The organism is Mucilaginibacter sp. P1_A3 (genome assembly GCF_056406855.1).
On sequence record NZ_JBFTZJ010000002.1, the window covers coordinates 510,207 to 532,777 of the forward strand.

At 35.6% G+C, this 22,571-nt stretch carries 18 protein-coding genes and 1 pseudogene; 13 read left to right on the forward strand and 6 right to left on the reverse strand.

Annotated elements, in window-relative coordinates; all coding sequences use genetic code 11:
• The first annotated feature begins 121 nt into the window (after positions 1-121).
• The 8 genes from AC1D0K_RS06265 to AC1D0K_RS06300 all read left to right on the forward strand — a co-directional run bounded on the left by AC1D0K_RS06265 (position 122) and on the right by AC1D0K_RS06300 (position 11,818).
• On the forward strand, positions 122-3,517 hold the full coding sequence (locus AC1D0K_RS06265; RefSeq protein WP_477463021.1) for a non-ribosomal peptide synthetase: 3,396 nt from the start codon (positions 122-124) through the stop codon (positions 3,515-3,517).
• Positions 3,518-3,761: 244 nt separating this feature from the next.
• Complete coding sequence (locus tag AC1D0K_RS06270) at positions 3,762-4,163, forward strand: hypothetical protein (RefSeq protein ID WP_295711883.1); 402 nt, start codon at positions 3,762-3,764, stop codon at positions 4,161-4,163.
• Between the two features lie 110 nt (positions 4,164-4,273).
• On the forward strand, positions 4,274-5,539 hold the full coding sequence (locus tag AC1D0K_RS06275; RefSeq protein WP_477463022.1) for a glycosyl hydrolase family 28-related protein: 1,266 nt from the start codon (positions 4,274-4,276) through the stop codon (positions 5,537-5,539).
• A gap of 40 nt (positions 5,540-5,579) precedes the next feature.
• Positions 5,580-6,356 (forward strand): polysaccharide biosynthesis/export family protein, encoded by a 777-nt coding sequence (locus AC1D0K_RS06280; protein ID WP_477399223.1) that lies wholly within the window; start codon positions 5,580-5,582, stop codon positions 6,354-6,356.
• Between the two features lie 4 nt (positions 6,357-6,360).
• Complete coding sequence (locus AC1D0K_RS06285; protein ID WP_477399225.1) at positions 6,361-8,682, forward strand: GumC family protein; 2,322 nt, start codon at positions 6,361-6,363, stop codon at positions 8,680-8,682.
• A gap of 63 nt (positions 8,683-8,745) precedes the next feature.
• Positions 8,746-9,891: a glycosyltransferase family 4 protein gene (locus AC1D0K_RS06290; RefSeq protein ID WP_477399227.1), complete on the forward strand. Its 1,146-nt coding sequence runs from the start codon at positions 8,746-8,748 to the stop codon at positions 9,889-9,891.
• A gap of 16 nt (positions 9,892-9,907) precedes the next feature.
• Positions 9,908-10,351, forward strand: coding sequence for a GNAT family N-acetyltransferase (locus tag AC1D0K_RS06295; RefSeq protein WP_477443637.1), 444 nt, complete (start codon positions 9,908-9,910; stop codon positions 10,349-10,351).
• Between the two features lie 72 nt (positions 10,352-10,423).
• Entirely contained in the window at positions 10,424-11,818 is a 1,395-nt protein-coding gene (locus AC1D0K_RS06300) for an undecaprenyl-phosphate glucose phosphotransferase (protein WP_477399018.1), read from the forward strand.
• A gap of 48 nt (positions 11,819-11,866) precedes the next feature.
• Here AC1D0K_RS06300 and AC1D0K_RS06305 read toward each other — a convergent pair whose 3' ends face one another.
• From AC1D0K_RS06305 to AC1D0K_RS06325, 5 genes and pseudogenes are all read right to left on the reverse strand, one after another.
• A complete protein-coding gene (locus AC1D0K_RS06305) occupies positions 11,867-12,232 on the reverse strand; it encodes a response regulator (protein WP_477399020.1) in 366 nt (121 codons plus the stop codon).
• A 14-nt stretch (positions 12,233-12,246) separates the two neighbouring features.
• Complete coding sequence (locus tag AC1D0K_RS06310) at positions 12,247-12,654, reverse strand: response regulator (protein WP_295711900.1); 408 nt, start codon at positions 12,652-12,654, stop codon at positions 12,247-12,249.
• A 243-nt stretch (positions 12,655-12,897) separates the two neighbouring features.
• Positions 12,898-14,016 (reverse strand): AI-2E family transporter, encoded by a 1,119-nt coding sequence (locus tag AC1D0K_RS06315; RefSeq protein ID WP_477399024.1) that lies wholly within the window; start codon positions 14,014-14,016, stop codon positions 12,898-12,900.
• Between the two features lie 15 nt (positions 14,017-14,031).
• The gene (locus AC1D0K_RS06320; RefSeq protein WP_477399026.1) at positions 14,032-14,205 is read right to left on the reverse strand and encodes a hypothetical protein; all 174 of its coding nucleotides are present in this window, start codon (positions 14,203-14,205) and stop codon (positions 14,032-14,034) included.
• Positions 14,206-14,377: 172 nt separating this feature from the next.
• Positions 14,378-14,698, reverse strand: a pseudogene (locus tag AC1D0K_RS06325) (catalase); the annotation flags it as partial.
• 939 nt (positions 14,699-15,637) lie between these two features.
• Here AC1D0K_RS06325 and AC1D0K_RS06330 point away from each other — a divergent pair.
• The 5 genes from AC1D0K_RS06330 (at position 15,638) to AC1D0K_RS06350 (ending at position 20,317) form a co-directional block, all read left to right on the forward strand.
• Complete coding sequence (locus AC1D0K_RS06330; RefSeq protein ID WP_477399028.1) at positions 15,638-16,867, forward strand: site-specific integrase; 1,230 nt, start codon at positions 15,638-15,640, stop codon at positions 16,865-16,867.
• A 1-nt stretch (position 16,868) separates the two neighbouring features.
• Positions 16,869-17,777 carry a hypothetical protein gene (locus AC1D0K_RS06335; RefSeq protein ID WP_477399030.1) on the forward strand — a complete coding sequence of 303 codons (909 nt, stop codon included), beginning with the start codon at positions 16,869-16,871 and terminating at the stop codon, positions 17,775-17,777.
• A gap of 51 nt (positions 17,778-17,828) precedes the next feature.
• Positions 17,829-18,218: a helix-turn-helix domain-containing protein gene (locus tag AC1D0K_RS06340; protein WP_477399032.1), complete on the forward strand. Its 390-nt coding sequence runs from the start codon at positions 17,829-17,831 to the stop codon at positions 18,216-18,218.
• Positions 18,219-18,499: 281 nt separating this feature from the next.
• Positions 18,500-19,390: a rolling circle replication-associated protein gene (locus AC1D0K_RS06345; RefSeq protein WP_477399034.1), complete on the forward strand. Its 891-nt coding sequence runs from the start codon at positions 18,500-18,502 to the stop codon at positions 19,388-19,390.
• Between the two features lie 6 nt (positions 19,391-19,396).
• A complete protein-coding gene (locus tag AC1D0K_RS06350) occupies positions 19,397-20,317 on the forward strand; it encodes a hypothetical protein (protein ID WP_477395041.1) in 921 nt (306 codons plus the stop codon).
• Between the two features lie 302 nt (positions 20,318-20,619).
• Here AC1D0K_RS06350 and AC1D0K_RS06355 read toward each other — a convergent pair whose 3' ends face one another.
• Positions 20,620-22,239 carry a S1C family serine protease gene (locus AC1D0K_RS06355; protein WP_477395043.1) on the reverse strand — a complete coding sequence of 540 codons (1,620 nt, stop codon included), beginning with the start codon at positions 22,237-22,239 and terminating at the stop codon, positions 20,620-20,622.
• Between the last annotated feature and the right edge of the window lie 332 nt (positions 22,240-22,571).

Consider the following 22,571-nt stretch of genomic DNA (forward strand, 5'->3'; position numbering starts at 1 on the left):
ATTAAATTAAAAACATTTCCTGCTTTTTTTTATTATCTGGGAGGTAATTACATCATAATAATTAATAAAATTAATTGTAAAAAGATACCACGCACATAATAACTATAAAATAAAATCTAACATGTCCCTTCTACCTTCTGCGGAAATTGAACCACTAAACATTAATTCTATCCTTAAAACAAGCGTTTCTAATCTAAAAGTCTCGTCAACCATTCAATCTTCTTTATCCGGAATGGGGGCACTTGATTATGAATTAAACGAATTTGAAATTAACAAGAACCTGGTTGATTCGCTTATGGGGCTTAGAGAGCGCAACCAGATAGAATTAAGTTCGATTTTAGTCGCTGCGGTCAACATCATATTGCAAAGATATTCGGGACAGGAATGTGTATTATATAAGCAGGCCTTCCTGAAAATAGGGCATAACAGGATCGATGACCCCAACGACTTTAAAATAGCAGAAATAGTAACTGAATTTAATGGTGCCGATTTTTTTAGGAATGTGTTGAATGGTATTAATACAAAAATTGTTACTACCGCCGGATTTAATGCGCTTAATAACAAAGAAGTGCAAGGGAATTTGCCGGATGCATTATTAATTGATGAGCCATTTAAGTTTTTATTTATTTCTGAAAAGCGGAATGATGCCGATCTGTTGGAAACTACAAAAATCAATAGCCAACACATCGGCCGCTTATTTACGCAAATTAATAACCTACACTTAAGCCTGTGCATAACTGAAACGGAAAGCAACATTCAAGTTCACTTATATTCTAATAAAAGCCAATTAAGCGAAGTTCTTTTATCGTTATTCAATAAAAGTTTAATCAACTTATTAGAGGCTATTTGCGATGACGATAATTGTCAATTGGGCGCTTACGATATACTCGACCAGTCAGATCGGGACATGCTTATAAATGTATTTAATGATACCGTTACATTCTATCCCAAAGAAAAAACATTGTTTGAGCTTTTTGAACAACAAGTTGCAAAATCGCCGGGCGCTTGTGCCTTAATACAACGCGAAAAACAATTGACTTATGACGAATTAAACAGGCAGGCAAATCGTTTAGCCTGGTATTTAATTAAAGAAGGAGTAAAACCTGGCGACAATGTAGGTATATTAACAAACCGCAATTTTTATATGATAATTGGTATGTTGGGCATACTTAAGTCCGGAGGTGCATATGTGCCAATTGACCCTGATTATCCGCTTGAAAGACAGGAATATATTTTCAAGCAATCTTTAATAAAAGTTGTTGTTGCTGATGATCGTTATCCGTTAAAATCCATTATTACCGATGACAATTTTAAACTTATCAATAAGGAAACGCTGGCCGGATTTGATGATACAAACCCATCTCTGAAAATTGACAGCAACCAGCTTGCCTATACCATATATACATCAGGATCAACCGGCAGGCCAAAAGGTGTTATGATAGAACATCACTCGGCAGTGAACCTCATTTTATGGGTAAATAATAAATTTAACATTGGCCATGATGACCGATTGCTTTTTATTACTTCCATGTGTTTTGATCTTTCGGTATATGATATTTTTGGTATGCTGGCCTCAGGCGGAGCACTGGTTATAGCAGAAAAAGAAGAAATTCAGAATGTACAAACTTTATCTGCGATGATGGTTAAGCACCAAATAACGTTTTGGGATTCGGTGCCAACAACGCTCGATTACCTGGTTACGACTTTAGAAATGGACAAAACTGAATATCGTTACGAGGGATTGAAAACGGTATTCATGAGTGGCGATTGGATTCCGGTTAATTTGCCCGACAGAATTAAAGTATTTTTCCCGAAAACACAGGTTGTAAGCTTAGGTGGAGCAACGGAAGCTACAGTTTGGTCCAACTATTTTATTGTTGAAAAAACAGATGAATTATGGAGCAGTATCCCTTATGGTAAGCCAATTGCCAATAACTTTTTTTACATCTTAAATGAGCGTTTGCAACCTGTACCGGTTGGCACCATTGGTGATTTGTATATTGGTGGAGTAGGGGTTGCCAGGGGGTATGCAAATGATATTGAAAAAACGCGATATTCATTTATTCCCGACCCTTTTCATGCAAATAGTGGAGGGATGATGTATCGCACCGGGGACCTTGGCAGAATGATGCCCGATTATAACATGGAGTTTATAGGGCGGAAAGACAATCAGGTTAAAATACAAGGTTTCAGGGTTGAGCTGGGCGAAATTGAAAGCGTTCTTAACAATAGCGTTTTAGTTAGTAATGCTGTGGTTTTGGCTAAAAAAGACAAGGAAGGAAGCAAGCGGCTTGTTGGATATATAGTTACCGCCGGCCAGGAATTAGATCAGGATTTGTTGATTTTATACGTAAAAAAAAGCCTTCCCGATTACATGGTCCCATCCGTATGGATCAAGCTTGACAGGTTACCGCTGACGTCGAACGGAAAAATAGATAGAAATTCATTACCCGACATTATTCACTTTGAATCTCCCGATGAGGTTGCTGTAGAAGCTGAAACCGAAACTGAAAAACTGTTGATTAATATTTGGCGCGAATACTTCAAAAAAACAGATATTAAAGCAAGTAGCAATTTTTTCGAAATTGGCGGCCACTCGCTCATGGCTGTTCAAATCCTATCCAGGTTAAAAAAAATATCAGGTAAAAACTTTCAAATTTCCATACTATATAAATTTCCAACAATCAAACTCTTGGCTGAATTTATTGACAAGGAAGTTAGCGACTACAATTTCAAATCGTTAGTGCCAATAAAACCGTCCGGTTCATACGCCCCGTTATATATTATTCATGGCGATGGCCTTAATGTGCTTAATTTCAGCGAGCTGGCTAAACACGTTAGTCCCGAACAGCCTGTATATGGTCTTCAAGCCTTAGGGCTTAACGGGAAGGACGAGCCTATTGATAATTTACTGGTAATAGCATACCACTATATGCAGGAAATAATTCAACATAACCCCGAGGGACCATATCTTTTAGCGGGATACTCATCCGGGGGGTATGTTGCTATGGAAATACGGAAACAGATGATCGCAATGAAAAAAGAAGTTAAGATGTTGATTATTTTTGATACAGACGCAGAAAAAACTGAATATAAAGATTGGTATTCTTTATTACCTAAAAAAGCCAAAAGGCATTTTCCAAGAATAATACAAGCTTTAAAATTCTCTTTAAATCAGCTTTTGAAAGGAAAAAACGTTGCCGATACAATTCATAATGAACAAAAAAGAGACACTAAAGACTTTTATAAATTAGTTCAGAAAATTAAAAGTAAACATATCACTGCTTTCCGAAATTATCATTTAGAGCCATTTGACGGCAAAATTTATTTATATAAAGCCAAAATCAGCGTCCATTATGTTGAGTACGGTAAGTTTCTGGGATGGGAAAAATATGCTAACAAAGGTGTTGAACTATTTGAAATCCCCGGAGATCATTTTTCCATGCTTCAACCACCTTACGTAGCAAATTTTGGTACAGTATTACAAAACAATATCGATGATTTAGCTGCAAGTTAATATGATTCTAACCTTTTCCGGCAATGAATTAATAAAATAACGTGGTGCCTGATATATCTGCACACGGCGCCTCTGGCTATTTACTCAAAGTCTATTTGTTATTCTTGGTTCTATCCTTGGGTTGTTAGGTTAAATATATCCATGGCATAGATATTGTGTAGGGTGATTTGTAGCATTAGGTTTAACGATTTTCAAGCTGTAACTTCTTGAAAGCTAAAAAATACCACATTTAATAATTATATCTATGAAAAAAAGTTTTCTTATCATCATGGCGTTTGCGCTAATATTTGCAGGATGTAAAAAAGGCCTATCAGCAAATGCACCTGCAAATTTTGATGCGAATTATGATACGCATAATAGCATCTTTAGGGTAAAAGCGAGTTCAACTGCACCCTTTACATTACAAATTGTAGAATATGATAAGGATGGAACCACTCCATACAATACACAAAACGCAGATCAAACCGGTCCCTTTGATTATGGTTTTACGCCTGTTGTTGGCCATAGAATATCGGTAACTATACAAAGCCCCAAGGGTTTAATTTCATCAAATGTGATGTATAAGGGGGTTTACCTTGATGCAGTTGTTATAAAAAAGACTGACAGCGGTTCCACAGGAAGTTTTAGTTATACTGTGCCCAACTAATTATCGGCTCAGTTTGATCAAATATCTTTTAAACAGGTTTTACTTATCTGCTTTTTCTATGGTTAATGATGCATGCCAGTCATTTGCCGCTTTTGTTATCCACTTGGTTTATGACTAATATCCTATTATTTAAGATAATGCTTTTTTCGATGATAGCGGCAAAAATGGAGTTTGCTGCACTTGGTAATCAGATTTCATTAGCTTATACAATGCCGCCAAAAAGATTTGTTAGCGTTAAAGACATGGGGGCAATGGGTAATGGAATTGACGATGATACTAAAGCGATAACTAATGCTATTTGTGAGGCTAAATCAAAAGGTATATCCACAGTTTTTTTTCCCAGCGGCAATTATTTAATAAAACAGATTGGGGAAAAGCCCGGGATCATAAAATTGTTAACTGGAATTAACTTAGTTGGAACGGGCCCACAAACATGCCACATTATTTTATCAGGCGGGCGAATAAACCCTAATTCTATTTTTTACCAGGCCTGGTGGGAAGAGCCGTCTATAGATAATATTGTTATAGAAGGCATTGATTTCAATGGTAACCTCCGGAAACAGAAGTTTGATCCAGGATATCAATTTTGCCATGCATTAAGTATTAATAACGGGGAAAACATCGAAGTAAAGAATTGCCGTTTTCAAAACTTCCGGGGTGACGGCCTGCTATTTGGCGATACGTTTGAACCAACGCTTAATGCAAGAATAGTTTCAAATGTATCGGTACATAATTGCTTTTTTTTAAATATATACCGCGAGGGAGTTATGTTTTGTTGTGTTAACGGTGCATCGTTTTACAATAACAAAGTTTATGGGAGTGGATATTTGGTAGGAGGGGTGGACATTGAACGTCACAGTGCCAATGAATCCGTATTAAATGTTTCGGTGCACGATAATATATTCAACTTTAGATACGGCTATGGTCCCGTTGAAAGAGGGAAAATTATAAAATACCGCAGGGCAATAACCATTGGATACTTTTATTCCGGATACAAAAATGGCGCGGCCGATTCACTTAGTGGCCATCACAGCATCTATAATAACAAAATATACCAGGGACAGATAGATTGTTTTGGGCACGTGAATGTTAAAATTACTGGCAATACAATAATTAATGCCTTTGAAAACATTAAAGGGGTACTTTATGTTACAACTCCGGCTATAAACGTATCAGAAGCACGAGTTACCACCGGGCTCGAAAATGTTATAGTTAGTAATAATTATATAAAATCCTCCATTCCGGGTAACGGAATTGTTTTTTACAAATACCAAAATATTTATTCTATAAATAATGTATTGAAAGGGAAAGATCTGGGCGGTGTTGCATTAATAGAGTCTAAAGGCGAGGTACGATCTAACTCCGAATTATTCTAAAGGCCATCTTTTCACAATCATTAAAATAAAAAATAACTTTATGTTGAAATTTAAAATAAACCTCGCATATCTTTTAGTTCTGCTTACCGTTTTTACCCTTGCTTCCTGCCAATCGTACAAAAATGTACCATACTACCAGGATATAAATAAAAAGGAGGTTACTACCGAAAAAATTAATAACACCGTTTCGTACTTGATCCACGCTGGTGACATATTAGGGATTAACATAACCAGCAGAAACCCCGAATCGGCGGCTGTTTTTAATTATAACCTGGCCAGGGTAAATGGCAATAATTACAACACATCTCCTGATAATCCTGTAATTGGGTACCCGGTTGACGAACACGGTAATATACACTTACCGCTTGTTGGCAAAGTAAATGTGGCCGGGTTTACTACCGCACAGGTTACCGAAAAGCTGGACACAACCCTACTTACTTATTTAAAAGATCCGGTGGTAAATGTTAGGATAGTAAATTTCAAGGTATATGTATATGGCGATGTAGCCCGTCCAAACTCTTATAATATTACCGATGAACATCCAACTGTTACACAGGTGCTTACAATGGCCGGTGATTTGAACGTAACCGCTTTGAGAAAAAAAGTGTTACTAATCAGGAACGAGAATGGAGAGAGAAAATATATTAATCTCGATCTGACTTCTAAAAAAATATTTGATTCACCTTACTTCTATCTTAAAAACAACGATGAAATATATGTAACTCCCGGCCGATCAAAGGTGGCCGCAAATGTGATACCTATTATGGGTATAGTTATATCTGCTTTGTCTGTTGTTGCAATTGTTTTAACCCGTTAATTAAATGAGTACAAATTCCCCGCAATTTTTAGCTTTTGCGACTGAAAAGGAGAAGAATTCTTCAGTAAGTTTAAAGTCGTTATTTGCTAAGTATATTTACAACTGGCCGGTTATGGTAGCTACTATCATAATAATGCTGGTTTTAGCTTTTTTTTATAACCAGATTACAGATCCGGTTTATCAAATTAAAGCAACCCTCCTGGTTAATACGGATAAAGTGGCCGATAAACCGCAGCAAAGCCAATCAGTACTTGATAAGATAGACTTACCAAATACTTCGGATGTTGTTGAAAATGAACTTGCCAAGTTGAAATCGGCAAAATTAATCAACCAGGTTATAAATGATCTGCAGCTTAGCATAAGCTATAAAAAAAAAGAAGGGCTGTTTTATAAAGATCTGTATTCCAGTTTACCATTTAAAATAACGGTCATTAAATCAAATCAGGATTTTAAAACTAAAATTAACATCCGGGTAAAGGACAATAAAACCTTTTTAATGCAAACAGATGGCGAATATAAGGAGTACTCTTTCACCGACATTATGCATACAACTATCGGTACCTGGAAGTTAACACCTACCGATGATCTATCCGCGTTTAAAGGCTCAACTATAAGTATAATGCAGCTTGATCCTGATAAATTAACCGATTATTACCAAAAAAGTATCGACGCGAGTTTAGAAGATAAACTGGCAACTGCTGTTGATCTTTCTTTTAGTACTACCGACAAGCAAAAAGGGAAAGATATTATTAATCGCCTTATTGAAGTATATAATGCCGACGAAATAGAAGATAAAAACAAGGAAACACAAAATACTATTAATTTTATCGACCAGCGATTATCATCATTAACCGGGGAACTTAACAGCGTAGAAAAAAACATTGCAAACTTTAAAAGTTCAAACAGGCTAACTGATATGACGTCGGATGCTAAATTTGAACTTGATAAGTTGCAAACCAACGATAGCCGTTTAAATGAAATTAATGTTCAGCTGAGTGTAATTAATGGCATTGAGCAATACGTTAACTCGGCAGGAAACGGCGACAAGGCTCCGGCCATTATTGGCATCAATGACCCTTCCCTGGTTAGCTCGGTTGAGAAACTTTCCCAGTTACAATTGCGTCACGATCAGTTGCTGGCTACTACACCAGAAACAAATCCTGACTTTGAAGAAATAAATTCCCAGATAAAAACAACTAAAGCCGCAATAAAGGATAATGTTAAAAATATAAAATCTTCATTATTGAATGCCCACACAAAACTCCAATCATTAAGTTCAAACTCCGAATCCTCTATATCAAATTTACCCGGACAAGAAAGGCAGTTCATTAGTATTAAAAGGCAACAGTCTATAAAAGAGAATTTGTATGTATACCTACTTCAGAAGCGTGAAGAAGTTTCATTGAGCTATGCCTCAACAGTATCAAATTACCGGGTGCTTGACGGCGCCCATGCACTGCCCTCAAAATGGCCAAATAATAAAGTTATCTATTTGGTGGCATTTATATTAGGTATTTTATTGCCTGCAATTGGCATTTACATAGTACATCTATTAAAAGGAATAGTTTTAGACCCGCAAGATGTTGAAACCGTGCTTAATGCTCCTGTTTTTGGCGAGATAGCCTTTGACCGTAATGCTAAAGGCATAAAGTCACAAAATGGGTTGTTAATTGAACAGTTCAGAAGTCTAAGGACCCAGTTACATAGTATATTTTTACCTACCAACTCATCGAATGTAACCCTTGTAACGTCAAGCGTATCAAATGAAGGTAAAAGCTTTATCGCCAGTAATATCGCGTTGGCATTGGCCAGCTCAGGTAAAAAAACGGTGATATTGGAATTGGATTTAAGGAGGGCTACTATCAAAGACGTTTTTAATTTATCAAAAAAACACCCGGGCATTTCAGATTATTTAAATGAGAAAACAACTTTCGGAAAAACTATTCAGCCATCGGGCGCTAACCCATTATTAGATGTTATTGGTAGTGGCTCCTATGTATCCAATCCAATTGAATTGTTAGAGAATGGAAAACTGGCTGTGCTAATTGCCGAACTGAAGAAAAACTATGATAATATAGTTATCGACAGTCCGCCCGTTCACCTGGTTGCCGATGCTTATGTGATAGCCCGGGAGTGTGATGTAACCCTATATGTAGTAAGGCAGGGAATAACGCGGAAAAGTGAGTTGAAATTTATTAAGGGCCTTGTAAAGGAAAACAAATTACCCAATTTACAGGTGGTATTTAACGGCGTAAATGTGAAGAAATTCGGATATGGCTATGAGTACGAAACTTCTTATTACAAGACAATCCTACCGTCTGAATAAAATTAATAATAGCTGGAAACCCGACGCCGAACCATTGAGCCAACAGCCATTGACTATTATAAAATGAAAAAATTATTTGTTTGTTCGGAATTTTACGCCGGATTATTACCTTTTGCAGTAAACATAGTAAATGCCCTGCGCGACAATGATAGCTATGGCATATTTATTTGTACTGCAAAATGCGATTATAGAAAGGCCATTATCCCTAACGGTGATAACTATGTTTTTTTAGATTTTCCCGAAGGCAAGATTAACGGTTTATTACATAATATATACCCCAGGCAATTGCTAAAAGCAATTGATGAGGTGTGTAAAGCCAACAAAATTGATGTTATTCACCTTTTAACCGAGGATTCTTCACTGGCTTTACATGTAAAAAAACTAAAGAGATTGGCTAAGGTCTATTATACCGTTCACGACCTTTTTTTTCATGAAAAGGTTTATAAAAATGCCCTTAGCTGGTTATTGAGAACGGTACTTGTAAAGATGAGGGTCACTCATTTAATAAAGCAAACTGATAACCTGGTAACATGCAGTGTATCCCAATATGAGTGGATGTTGAAATCGTTCAAAAAAAAGCAAATATACTATCATAACTTTCCAACGCTTGTTACAGATAGTATAAAATCTGGCGAAGCTACCGTCCCCGAATTAGCCGGCGTAAATAATTACATTTTATTTTTTGGGCAGATAGAACAATATAAAGGGATAGCATTTTTATATAATGCTTATATTAACAATACTCATGATGGGTTAATACAGCCATTGGTAATTGCTGGAAAAGGTCATATCTATTTCGAAAGGGACTTAACAAAGGAACAAAATGTATTTTTTGTTAACAGGTATATAGATGACGAAGAAATTAGGAATTTATTTATCAACGCCTTTTGCGTGGTTTTTCCATACATTTCAGGTACACAATCTGGGATTTTATCAATACCATATTATTTCAAGGTTCCATCCCTGGTTTCTGATATTGCTTTTTTTAAAGAATTTATAGTAGATAATATAACAAGTATTAGTTTCAGCAATAATGATCCGGAAGCCCTTATACAAATTATTCTGGACTTGGAAAAAAGAGATATTGAAAAGATTAAAGCTGAGGGGACGTCATACTACCTGCAAGTTTACGATCAGGATGTGCTTAAGCAGCAACTCTTAACAGCTTATACAGGTAGCACAATACCGCAGAAGAAATTATTCAATTAAAATTTATTGATCTATTATGGAAAGCTTTTTTATTACAGAAAAACATTTGGATGATTGTGTGGGCGTTTTTGTGAGCGCTTACAACGCTCCCCCGTGGAACTGCCATTGGACTATAGAGAAAGCAAATCAATATTTGTCTGAACTTATTACCAATGCCGATTTCGTGGGCCTTATAGTATATGAAAATAACAACGCCGTTGGAGCCATTTTAGGACATAAAAAAACATGGTGGACTAATCAGCAATTAGTTGTTGATGAATTATTTGTTTCAACAGCGTTTCAGAAAAGCGGGTACGGAAAGCAGTTATTAACGTTGTTTGAAGACTACGCCATCAAAAATCAGATTGAATTGCTGGGTTTAATGACTAACAAGTACCTGCCGGTATTCGATTTTTACGAACGTATGGACTATGTTGCGGCAGATCAATACGTTTTTATGTTTAAACAGCTATCTGTTTAATTAAAAAAGGTGATTAATTAATATTTAGCAATTGTAGCATTGTTTTTGCATTTGTTTAACGAAAATTAATATATGGAGCAAACTCGTACTAACTTAATCAGATCACTAAATCCTCTTATTGATTATTTGCTTCTGAATTTTTCGTTAATAATAGTCTATAACCTATTTCATACCGGTTATTTGAATTGGGCAGGCGATAAAAGTTATGTACATGTTATCCTTATTTTTAATCTTGTTTGGTTACTGGCTACCAACATTATTCGTTTATACAGTATAACAGCATTCGGTTATATTTATAAAAAATCATTTAAAGCATATTTCCTATATGTTTTTCTGGTATCCTACATTGTCATGTACTTGAACAATATCGCTTCATACAATACAAACAGTCAGTATTTGTTAGCGTCAATGTGTTTATACGGAGTATTGTTAGGACTGTGGAAAGTTAGTTTGGTAAAAACCGTAGCCCATTTAAACGTTTTTCGTCAGCCATTAAGAACTGCAATAATAGTTGGCGGTAGCCGCACCGGAATTGAACTTTACAATCGTTTTAAAAATGATTATAGTTTAGGCTACCAAATATTGGGAATTTTTCATGACGGTCCCCTAGAAGAAACATTAAAAGAGTTACATCTTGGTCATATTGCAGATTGCATAAATTTTTCGCGTAAGAATAGCGTTGCAGAAATTTTTTGCACACTTCCGTTTTCACAGAAACATATCATCGAAAAATTGATTAAAGAATCGGACAAAAATATGATTAGGTTTAAATTAGTGCCTGAGCATTACGCATTTTTACAGGGTACCTTATTAGAACAAAGTTTAAACAAAACTAATGCATATGCTATAAGGGTTGAACCGCTTGAAAATTTAGTAAATCGGCTGGTGAAACGTGTGTTTGACATTGCATTTTCATTATTCGTAATTATATTTATTCTAAGCTGGCTATATCCTATCATTTATTTACTGATAAAACTGGAGTCAGAAGGTTCGGCCATTTTTGTACAACCCAGGTCAGGCAGAGATAATGTTCCTTTTAATTGTTATAAGTTTAGAAGTATGCGGATCAACAATGATGCAAACTCGTCACAAGCCACCAAAGGAGATGCAAGGGTAACTAAAATTGGTGCGTTTCTGAGAAAGTCGAGCTTAGATGAAATGCCGCAATTTTTTAATGTATTAATTGGGAATATGTCGGTGGTGGGGCCGAGGCCACACATGTTAAACCATACAGAACAATACTCTAATTTGATAGATCAATTTATGGTGCGCCACTTTATAAAACCGGGCATTACTGGGTGGGCCCAGATCAATGGGCATCGCGGCGAAACTAAACTGGTGGAAGATATGAAGGCACGTGTTGAAGCTGACGTGTGGTATATGGAGAACTGGCGTTTTAACCTTGATATAAAAATCATCTTTTCTACATTTCTTAAAACAATAGGGGGAGATAAATATGCCTATTAGTACAATTTCTACATAGTTTCAATAACGTGTTTTTATTGCGCTATCAAATTATTCTTTAATAAGTAGGTTGTCGATAACAGAGATCAATTTATCGACGTCAAACGGCTTAGGGACGTATGCATCATAACTGAAATTCCCCAGTGATATCGCCATTTTATGATAGGCTGATATCAATATTACCGGCAGTTGACGGGTAGCTTCCTGGCTTTTGAGGAGGTTGCAAATCTGGCCGCCATTTAACCCCGGCATCATATAATCTGTTATCACCAGGTCGGGCTTGTGTTTCTCAACGGTTTTAAAAATATCATGTGTTTCGGAAACTCCGCTTACAGTAAAATTGCTGAAGCGTAATGCAAGTTCGAGTACGTTTAAAATATCGGCATCGTCTTCAATAATTAGAATATGACCTGGCATAAATATCGCGAAAATTAGGTAGTAAAAATAGATTTGAGCTTGTCTAGTCCGATTGGTTTGGACAAAAAATCAGAAACAAGTGGGTTCTCAATGGAATCCTGGATTTCATTCTTATCAATTGTGGAGGATAGTACAAACAGCTTACTTCTTTTTTCAGGCGTAATCGCTAATTCCGCGAATTCCTTTAGGAATTGCCAACCATCCATAACCGGCATCCTTAAGTCGAGAAAAATATAATCAGGCATCAATGAAGATGAATTATCCGTAAGTAATCTTAGTTTTTCAATCGCCCTTTGGCCATTAGCACATGTGTCAATGGTGGGGTTTGGAAGTAAGCGCTGAAGCACCATTTTGAAGATTATGTTATCAAGTTCAACATCATCGATAAGCATGATCGTGGGCTGTGGTTCGTTCAAATTCATTAACTTTTAAACACTTAAATTACTTTATTGTTTAAAATATCGCACGATAGTAAATGGTGGATGCTTTGATAGATCGGGGAGAGGACACCTCTTTACAGGCCCGGACACATTGAAGAAGCTTTAGGTATTCCAGGATATTGAACAATAAATCGTAGCTAACAATCAATAAACTAATTGTTAGATATTTTATTGACTGTTAGGATGGAAAATGGCTTATAAATTTGAAATGCCTGACTACCTCCATTATGGGGACAGTACCACTTTCTTTTTAACCCTGAGCTTTTTAGCCAACCGGTTCTGTTTAAAATCTTCGTCGCCAAGTATAATTCCCCAGGATTTCAGACTTTCTACACGGTCGAAGATGATCTTAAGGACAGCTATTACCGGAATAGACAGGAACATACCGGGTATCCCCCAAACCATTTCGCCAATGATCACACCTAATACTGTGATCAGGGCATTGATCCTGACTTTAGATCCAACAACTACCGGTAATAAAATATTGCTGTCGATAAGATGGGTTACAATCAGGGTGATCATTACATAGATTACGGTGCTTTGAGGTCCGGTAGCGAGTGTTACGGCAGCACTGATCACCAGCGCTGTGAAAATACCGATATACGGAATGATATTGAATAAGGCAGTAATGAGGCCGAGCAAAATGGCATATTTTACACCCAGCAGCATAAAAGCCCCACTGACTACGATGGCGATAATAGCCATTTCGATCAGCAGGCCGATAATATATTTGCGGATAATATACTGGACGTTTTCGATGATGTCATGCACCAACTTTTTATTGTCCTCCTGAAAAACGGACTCAAAGAACCGCATAATAAGTTTGCGGTACAGTAAAAAGAAGAATGTATAAATAAAGGTAAAGACCAGAAATAGCAAGATTGACGATAAGGATAGGAGGGTGGCACCCACCACCGATCCGCCGGAAGCGACCACTTTGTTAGTGGTATTGGCTACAAAGGTCAGTTGCTTGTGCTTGGTTACATGGAAGCTGGAACGAATCCAACCCATAATGTCATCTTGTGATTTGTGCAACTGATCCTGGAACTGTGGCCAATCGCTGGCTAAATTAGATATTTGTGAACCGATCACATATAGCAAGCCACCGATACAAGCCAAAAGACAAAGCACTGCTAACATCGAAGCTGCGCTTCGCGGCAGATGCAGTTTATTTTCCAGCCAGGCAGCATACGGCAATAACAGGATCGAGAATAAGCAGGAAAAAATGATGGGAGACAGGATCTCTTTGGCAACGATTACGATATAAACTATCGCGATCAGGCTAAACAAAACCGAAGCCAGTTTCAAGTAAAACGGCAGTCCCTTAAATTGTTGAATATCCATAAGCGTGATAGGGGATTATTGGTTTTTACCCCGAAACATGGAGATGATCCAGATAATGATAGCAATTACAACAACTACGGCGATCACGCCAACAACGGCGCCTGCTTTGAATATGTCGCCAATTATTGTGCAGCTATTGAGACAGGTTAGTAATAACAGCAATAAGAATGATGGGTAAGTTTTTTTCATTTTAATTATTTCTTAAAGGTAATGTAATCAGATTATCAAAAGACGAACTGGTTACTTTAGTAGGTAACAATAAACACTAAGCAGGCACTTTATCCTTCTTTTGCCTTTCCCAAAAACGGTGCTGGGCAATAGCATGTATGAAATCTTTAGGTGTTTTGCCCATGATGACGCCCGAAGGGTCCTGTAAAAATCCTGCTTTAGTATATTTGGCCATCGATTCATAAACCTGGAATACACCGTGTGCTCCTGAACCACGAGCGTGTACAATCCTTTCAGGAATACGTTCGTGGTCAAAGTGGGTGATTTTTTCTCTAAGAATAAAATCTTCCAGTAAGGTTGCGCCGCGTTTCCCGGCCTTTAAAGAATTATTATCGTCGTTAATCTTTAGTCCCCGGTCGGTAGTGATGAACTCGCCGTTACTGGTCTCTTTGTCACTGTTCAAGTCTTCGATTTTTCTATTTGAATTTTCGAGAGGAGCCGGTGTTTTTGCCATTTTGGTTCTAATTGGTCAGAATACAAATAACCTTTGGAAATCCCCTTTGTTTCATTATAGAGGAATAATTTAACTAATGCGCTTTTAAATTAACAAGTTAATTGCATCTAAGTTACCTTGTTAAATAGCCAGATCAAGCACCGATAGCCCACCTTTATCCAGCAAGTGTTTGTCAGCACCATTGTTTATTGAATAAACTTTATCTCCTAAGAAGCAGCTGATAGCGTTTTTGTTTTTTTTTGTTAGGTTAAATAGTTTTCAAATATTTATTACTTCCGCTCCTTTGCTTGCAAACAAAACCCTTAAAAATGGCACGGAAAAAAACATTTAGCGTTTCTCCAATTGGACAAACCCGGCTACTGGAAGCTTGGTCGCATTTGTAAACCAACCCATCATGTCCCAACGATTCAAAAGACTGATCCGCTTCACTACACAGAAAAATACGCTCAAAAAGTAAATAGAAGGCTATCAACGGGCCTGCTGGATTATGAGGAAAGGTTTTTCAAGTATCCTTCGAAATGCAATCAAGCGTTTAACGCTTGATTGATAAGATTCAATGCTTTTTGGCACCGCCACTTTAAATCAGAATCAGGTGTTCGACAGCAATTTATACTATAAAAATGGCGTCTATCGAACACTCACAATGATGGATGTGTTCGAACTTAATGAATTGATAATGAGTGTAAAATGTTTGTTAATGTAGAAAAAAAAGGGATAATCAAATGATTATCCCTTCGGGTGGAGCCGGAGGAACTCGAATGTTATTTTTTTAATTTTGTTAAATCTTGCTTAATTATACTCATAATCAGCTATAATGGTCTTTTTTTTAACCTTTAAATATAAAGGCGAATAAAGAAAAATAACGTCTAATAAATGAATTTTGTCCCCTCATTTGTCCCCTATAGATTAAGTTTCTATATTGCGTGAAATCTAATTTCAATGGCAGAAGCAAAATTTGTGCTTAAAGAACCTAAAGCAACTGATAAGACTTTAGTCTACCTGTTTTATAATTTCAATTATAAAAGATTGAAGTATTCCACCGGCGAAAAAATAAATCCAAAGTTTTGGAATCCGGAAAGTCAACGAGCGAAGGAGATTAAACAAAATCCGGAATATTTAGAATTCAATTCCCGTTTAAGAGCCATTGAAACAGCCGTTAATAACTCCTATAGGAAACTGTTAAATGATGGCGTAGAGATCACCTCAGATAGATTAAAAGAGCAGTTAGAAATCGAATTGGAGATAAGGGAGGCTAAGAAGAAAGTAACCTTGTTCAACTTCATTGAAAAGTACATTGAAGATAGTAAGTCCTTTAAAGCCATTGGAAGCGTTAAAATTTACACGACTACTTACAATCACCTGAAAAGCTATTCGAAGCTTAAACAGAAAAGGATTGATTTTGATACGATAGATTTAGACTTCTACAATGACTATGTGATTTATCTAATGAAGGAGGTTAATTTGTCCGTTAATACAATCGGGAAAAATATTAAAACCTTGAAAACCTTTCTTAATGAAGCTACCGAACGTGGCTTAAATACCAACCTTGAGTTTAAGAAGAAGAAATTTAGAGGCTTTAGAGAAGATTCTGATAAGATATATTTGAGCCAGGATGAAATTCAAAAGATTACAGAATTGGATTTATCGAAACAACCTTATTTAGAAAGGACAAGGGACTTGTTTTTGATTGGATGTTTTACCGGCTTGAGGTTCTCAGACTATTCCCAGATAAAAAAGGAGAATATAATTGAGGATAATAAATTGAAGATCAGCACTCAGAAAACAAAAGAAATAGTTGTTATTCCAATTGGGAAGGTCGTCGGTGATATTTTAAAGAAATATAACTATCAATTACCAAAGCCCATTTCTAATCAAAATACTAATCAGTATTTGAAAATAATCGGTGAGGATGCCAAGATTAACACTGAAATTGAAACGGGGATAACCAAGGGCGGTGTCAGGCAAAAAACTGTTTCAAAAAAATATGATTTAATAAGCACTCACACCGCAAGGCGAAGTTTTGCAACAAACTTATATTTGGCAGATGTCCCTGCAATAACAATAATGAAGATCACCGGTCACAAGTCTGAAAAAGTCTTTTTGCAATACATAAGAGTTACTCAAGAACAAAACGCGAATAAATTATTAAACCACGCCTTTTTTAAATAAGATGTTAGAAGGATTATCAACAGAACAATTATCCGAACTTAAAGCTGCTTTTAGGTCATTAAATTCAATCGAAGAAAAATTTGAATTTTGGCTTAAAAAATTGAACAAACCATATTATTTTAATTCGTATGAGGATCATCAAACTATTTTGGACTTTCTGATTAAAGCTAAATCGGAAGAAGATAACTTTTTGATTAATAGCTTATCCCTTGAAGATATAAGGAAATATGGCTTTTTTTTTAACCTTCAATTGTTGAACATAAATGACAAGATTGAGGACTTTGAACAGAAATTATCCTCTGCTAAAAATAAAAGGGTAATTATTGACAATGAAATCAAACTGATATCAGAGGATATATTAAAACATCAAGAATCCGAAAATGATATTTTTAAACTTCACGAAAACCAATTTTGGATAACTGGCTATACCCAATCGTATATTAATCACGAAGAATTGGACTTATCTAAGGGTACTTATGAGGCCAAAAATTTAATACAACTTAACAATGGTTATATCACTGGCGAGTACTTTAAGTATTTGGATAAACTTACAGGAGATTTAAACAATAACAGGGAGTTTGGTAACCACCTCCCAACCACTGTGAAGCAACAAGTATTAATTCTTGAATCACTCGGTCTATTGCAAGTTTTAGAAAAAAGGTTAGAAGTTGAATCGAAAAATGGGGTGAAACTAAATAAAAACCTTATAAAGCTTTTGGCTTCGATGCTGAATCGTGGGGAGCAAAGCATTAAAGAAGCGCTCACGAACCTTCCTAAAAAGGCAATGTTGTATGACATCAAGACGGTAAACAACTACCAATTCATTGAAAATCTATTTTTAGAAGTTGGGCTGGATAAAACGGCAGAAATTATTAAGAATGAGAAAGATAAATTAAAACAAGGAAAATAGTATCCCCCACGGCTACCCCCTCCGGCTTTGTTTCGTGCCTTTCTTCGTGGCATGAAAACAAATAATAATTATAAGGAACCTGTTATGTTTACAGGTCTTAGCCTCGGAGATTTAAAATATTTTTTTACTGAAATTTTAGAAGAACAGCTTGGCAGAAAGTTAAATGATGGCTCTGAATTCTTCGTTCATGGATTTGGAACGGGTAATTCTACTAAAAAAATTTCAAAAGAAAAAGACAGTACTATCTACCTGACTAGGGGAGAGGTATGCAAACAGCTTCAAATCTCGCTTCCCACTCTCCACAATTACACAAAAGAAGGCTTAATTAAGTCCTATCGCATGGGTGGCAAAGTTAGATACAAAGCCCAGGAAATAGAACTTGCCTTAACCGAACGTAATTTTAAAGCCGTAAACAGGAAAGGCGGGAATCGTGCAGCATAAAAATGATTATACGGTTATCGCTTTCTTTCCTGACAAGTCGGCTAAGAAGTGGAATTATGTTCATAAGCTTGACGGCTTCGTTAAGTTTTTAAATGAAAAATTTGGTAACTGGGAATACATTAACGTTTACGATCGTCGAACGAGAGAGTACGTCCAACGAATAAGAAAGGGTACAGACCCGCCATCTTATTTATAAGCTACCTAACCAGTAGCTTTTTTTTAACCTTTAATCCACCTTTAAACCTTTATGGTTTTAATAAACCTGCAACTATTCAGATTCTATGATATTAAAAAATACTTACGGATGTACTCTTGTGCTTGATTCCCCGGAAGGGGATGAAAGCTTTAAAGATAAATTTACCGGCTCTTCGATTGGAAGAAAAACTCATAAAAAAGAAACCCCTACAAAATATGATCTTTCAGTAGAGGGAATTAAGGCAGAAAGGCAATATATTGAGGATAAAAAGAAAAATAAAGTTCAACAGCCTGCAAAAACATTTAAAATGTCTCAACGTACTAAAACTAAGATTCGCAAAAAATTAATAGCTTTTTCAAGGGTATACAATAAGCTCAATTTTCTTACCTTAACTTTTGTTAATCAAGTTGAGGATTTAAAAGCAATAGTTATACTTAGAAAGTTTTTAGATAACACTAAAAAGAGGAGTGAGGACTTTCAATATATATGGGTTGCTGAAAGGCAATTAAAGAATACTGCATTTGTAGGAAATATCCATTTTCATATCATCACGAATAAAAGTTGGGATATAAACAAGTATTGGAACTATTGGCTAACCCTTCAAAAAGATAATGGCATTTTACCAAGGGAGGATAGCTTTAAACCCTCCTCCGCCTTCGATATAAAGCGTATAAACAAAGAAAACATAAAAGCTATTCAATTATACCTTACCAAGTATATATCTAAAAATAAGGATGAATTTAACTGCCAAGTGTGGAATTGTTCAAAAAAGATTTCGCAACTGTATACCGACTTCTATACTAATGCTGATTTTTTGGATAACGCCTATAAATTAGAAGGAGATAATATTTATGAAACATATTCCGAAAGATGTACAATACATTTCATTCCTTTAAATCAAAAATCGATTAAATTTTATATTAAATTAGACGAGAGAAATAAAGAAGTTGCAACCTTACCGAATATAAAAGTGTAAAATGTTATGGATATTAATCCAACCAATATGAATTTTAATGAAAAATTTTATCCTGCTGATTTAGAAAAAAGTAAGAAAGAATTATATAACCTACACCTTATCCAAGAATTATTGTATGATTTTCTATCGGATTTTTTGGTATCTGCTTCTGATGTCGAACAAACGAACCATCTGCCAAGCTTCCTAAACTTATTAGGAACGATAAGGCTTAACATAGAGGCAATTAACCAACTACTGCATTTGCTTCATGATGATTATAGATTTAAAACAAGCACTAGCTTGTTATATAGAAGTATTGTAGGGGATTTAATAACACTTAATTATTTAAGGGGATTTATAGATTTATTGGATGTTAATCAAGTTTCGTTAGGCAATGAATTGAATATTTTTAACAAGGAATATTTTTTAGGAGTTATGGAGGGTTTGACGGCAGAAAATGATTATAACAAAAATGATTATCAACAAAGATTCGAGCCGATCATCGATGAATCAAAAGCCATTGAAGCCTATAAAGCCACTTCAAATTTGTTAGATGAGAACGGTGAATGGAAAAAAAATGCCGTTTTAAGAGAAACTACAAATCCGTCATTGGTTCAAAAACTAAAGGCTGCTGGAGTCAACGGCAATGCAAAATTTATTTCTGAAAATGAAAAAATTAAGTTTTTAAAGGAAATAAATTTTGAAAATCATCTTCAACTAAAATTTTTATTTAAATATTACTCCCAGTTTCAGCATTTTAGTCCGAATACAATACACTTAGTAAATTCCGATGTTGATTATACATTGAATACTTATAAGCACTGTGTAAACCTTGTTATTATCTTTATAAAAAATTCAATTCAATTATTTTTCGTTAAAGATGAGGCAAGCATTGAGCAGAAATTTGTTTTTTTGATCAATACTTATAACAGAATTTACAGTGTCTAATTTACCTGATTAAATTGTACGTTCTTCGATTAAAGTGTAGTTTTTGCAAGCCTTTCATGTCATCGTCTTATTCGTGTCAACTGTGGCCCTAGCAAACAATATTTCAAAAAATCATATTGCATCCTCACCGCGCGAGTTTGCAACCCTCGGTTGCTTAGATTATGCTTTCAGTATATGAGATACAACAGGGTTAATGATCGCATCAATAGAAGTTAAGCGGAAAGGCTAAGTTAGACAACCTACGGAAAGGGAAATTTTTTAAAATACATGTTTGATGGGAATTAAAAATTAGTATTTTATTATTAATAAATCCTTATTAAGCAAACGAAATTTTTAAGGGTTTTAACCTGCTGTTGTAACTCTTCTCCCACAAGTTTTGACGAGGTAGGTAGCTTAGATGGATTTGGAAGCATTCCATATAAACTTAAGAGATAGGAAACTTTAATTGCATAATTTACATTTTCAATTGAGGTTCCCACGGCTTGACCATTTAGCTTGGCGGAGGTAATTCCAATTACACTACCGTTTTTATCAAATAGTGGTCCACCACTATTGCCTGGTTGAAGCGGCACGGAGATTTGATAGTATCTTAAGTCGTCTGCAATTCCACTTTTTGAACTAATAATACCATCGGTTACTTTGTAATTCGAACCCATAATATTATTTAACGGATAGCCAATAGTAAATACCTTTTCACCAACATCTGCAGTTTCATTCAATGAATACGGCAAAGGCGTCAACCCTTTAAAAGTAGTATCGGCAATTTGGATTAATGCAACATCATTTTTTCCGTCATTTAATAATATTTTCGCTTTATAAGTGTACGTTCCAAGTTCATTTGAAACGATTACCTCAATTTTAGACGCATCTTCTATGACGTGGGCATTGGTGGCAATAATGCCATTTGTGGAAATGAAAAAACCACTACCCGATGCTTTTGGTTGATCGGATTTTATGGATGTATTTCCACTTATGGACGGGTAGACTTTAACGAACTTGCTTACAATTTTTTCCCCGCTGGCTAAGTTTTTACCTTCTAATGAAAGAATGGCATCGTTGTCCAAAGTTGCAAATGTTTCTGTCGACGTTTTATTCCCTAAAAACCATTTTACTGAAAAAATGCCCCTCATTGAACTTGTTTCGAAATATGCTTTAACTTCACCTTGTTTCCATTGCGCTAGGCCACTTTCAATGATTATTGCTTTATAACTATCACCAGTTTTGATTATTGCAAACTTATAGTACCCCAAAGTTTCATTTTGGTATGACTTATAAATTCCCTCTAACGCATCGAGTTTATTATTATCAAGATATTTTTTGATTGATTGCTCAGTTTCCGTTGTAGTTTCAACGGGAGGAAATTCTATTTTAGATGTCAAGTTTTCATCAAAACTATATTTCAATTTTTCAATTGGTTCATAAGCCTTTTCCATTGCAACCTTGACATTTGCAGGATAATAGTTGCCAATTCTTGATGCTTTCGAAAAATTTTGGTAAACTGTTTCATTCTTGCAATTTTTTACTGTATAGCCAGCTTTGGCTGTGTAAAACGCCCCTGATTCGTTAGTTGGATTCCAAGTCCCAATCAAACACGGATTGTTTTTAGCTTCTTGAGGCCATATATTCGGATTATAATCTAAAACTATTAGTCCTTTATTCGATAATCTATCCCTTAAATACTGCGTAATTCCATATATATCTTGTTGGTTATTAGCGCCATATGAGGCGATTACTACGTAGGCATACTTAAACCCATTGATTGATTTTACATTGTTTTGCCCAAATAAAGACGTAGCTAAAAACATCATTATTACGTAAAGCACAAATTGTGGTCTCATTGGTGTATTCTTATAAGTGAAATTAAGGTCAAGCTTTTTCTTTTGGAAATTTAAAAGTACGGAATTTCCAGCCCGTCGTATCATAAAAAGACTGTTAAAACACCCATTTTTACATTTATGCGTTGTATAAAGGATGCAGCTTTATAAATCAAGCTCCACAGCTGTCCACGTGTTCTGCTTGAACGGTGCGGGGGGGTGTTAATAATATTGATTGTTGAAAACTAAATATATTAGCAAAATATAACTATGGGTATATTTGATATGTAGCATAAAACAAACTACATTTTAAATAATGCCAAATTCAAAACAAACGTCAAAAAAGGTTGCTTCAATCGCGTCTAAGATTTTAAGTAATCCTAAATCCAGTAAAGCAGCGAAGAGTGTAGCTGCATCAGATTTAGCCCAAACAAAAAAGA

Coding starts and splice junctions, on each gene's coding strand:
- AC1D0K_RS06265 (WP_477463021.1), top strand. CDS start 122: ATGTCCCTTCTACCTTCTGCGGAAATTGAACCACTAAACATTAATTCT.
- AC1D0K_RS06270 (WP_295711883.1), top strand. CDS start 3,762: ATGAAAAAAAGTTTTCTTATCATCATGGCGTTTGCGCTAATATTTGCA.
- AC1D0K_RS06275 (WP_477463022.1), top strand. CDS start 4,274: ATGACTAATATCCTATTATTTAAGATAATGCTTTTTTCGATGATAGCG.
- AC1D0K_RS06280 (WP_477399223.1), top strand. CDS start 5,580: ATGTTGAAATTTAAAATAAACCTCGCATATCTTTTAGTTCTGCTTACC.
- AC1D0K_RS06285 (WP_477399225.1), top strand. CDS start 6,361: ATGAGTACAAATTCCCCGCAATTTTTAGCTTTTGCGACTGAAAAGGAG.
- AC1D0K_RS06290 (WP_477399227.1), top strand. CDS start 8,746: ATGAAAAAATTATTTGTTTGTTCGGAATTTTACGCCGGATTATTACCT.
- AC1D0K_RS06295 (WP_477443637.1), top strand. CDS start 9,908: ATGGAAAGCTTTTTTATTACAGAAAAACATTTGGATGATTGTGTGGGC.
- AC1D0K_RS06300 (WP_477399018.1), top strand. CDS start 10,424: ATGGAGCAAACTCGTACTAACTTAATCAGATCACTAAATCCTCTTATT.
- AC1D0K_RS06305 (WP_477399020.1), bottom strand. CDS start 12,232: ATGCCAGGTCATATTCTAATTATTGAAGACGATGCCGATATTTTAAAC.
- AC1D0K_RS06310 (WP_295711900.1), bottom strand. CDS start 12,654: ATGAATTTGAACGAACCACAGCCCACGATCATGCTTATCGATGATGTT.
- AC1D0K_RS06315 (WP_477399024.1), bottom strand. CDS start 14,016: ATGGATATTCAACAATTTAAGGGACTGCCGTTTTACTTGAAACTGGCT.
- AC1D0K_RS06320 (WP_477399026.1), bottom strand. CDS start 14,205: ATGAAAAAAACTTACCCATCATTCTTATTGCTGTTATTACTAACCTGT.
- AC1D0K_RS06330 (WP_477399028.1), top strand. CDS start 15,638: ATGGCAGAAGCAAAATTTGTGCTTAAAGAACCTAAAGCAACTGATAAG.
- AC1D0K_RS06335 (WP_477399030.1), top strand. CDS start 16,869: ATGTTAGAAGGATTATCAACAGAACAATTATCCGAACTTAAAGCTGCT.
- AC1D0K_RS06340 (WP_477399032.1), top strand. CDS start 17,829: ATGAAAACAAATAATAATTATAAGGAACCTGTTATGTTTACAGGTCTT.
- AC1D0K_RS06345 (WP_477399034.1), top strand. CDS start 18,500: ATGATATTAAAAAATACTTACGGATGTACTCTTGTGCTTGATTCCCCG.
- AC1D0K_RS06350 (WP_477395041.1), top strand. CDS start 19,397: ATGGATATTAATCCAACCAATATGAATTTTAATGAAAAATTTTATCCT.
- AC1D0K_RS06355 (WP_477395043.1), bottom strand. CDS start 22,239: ATGATACGACGGGCTGGAAATTCCGTACTTTTAAATTTCCAAAAGAAA.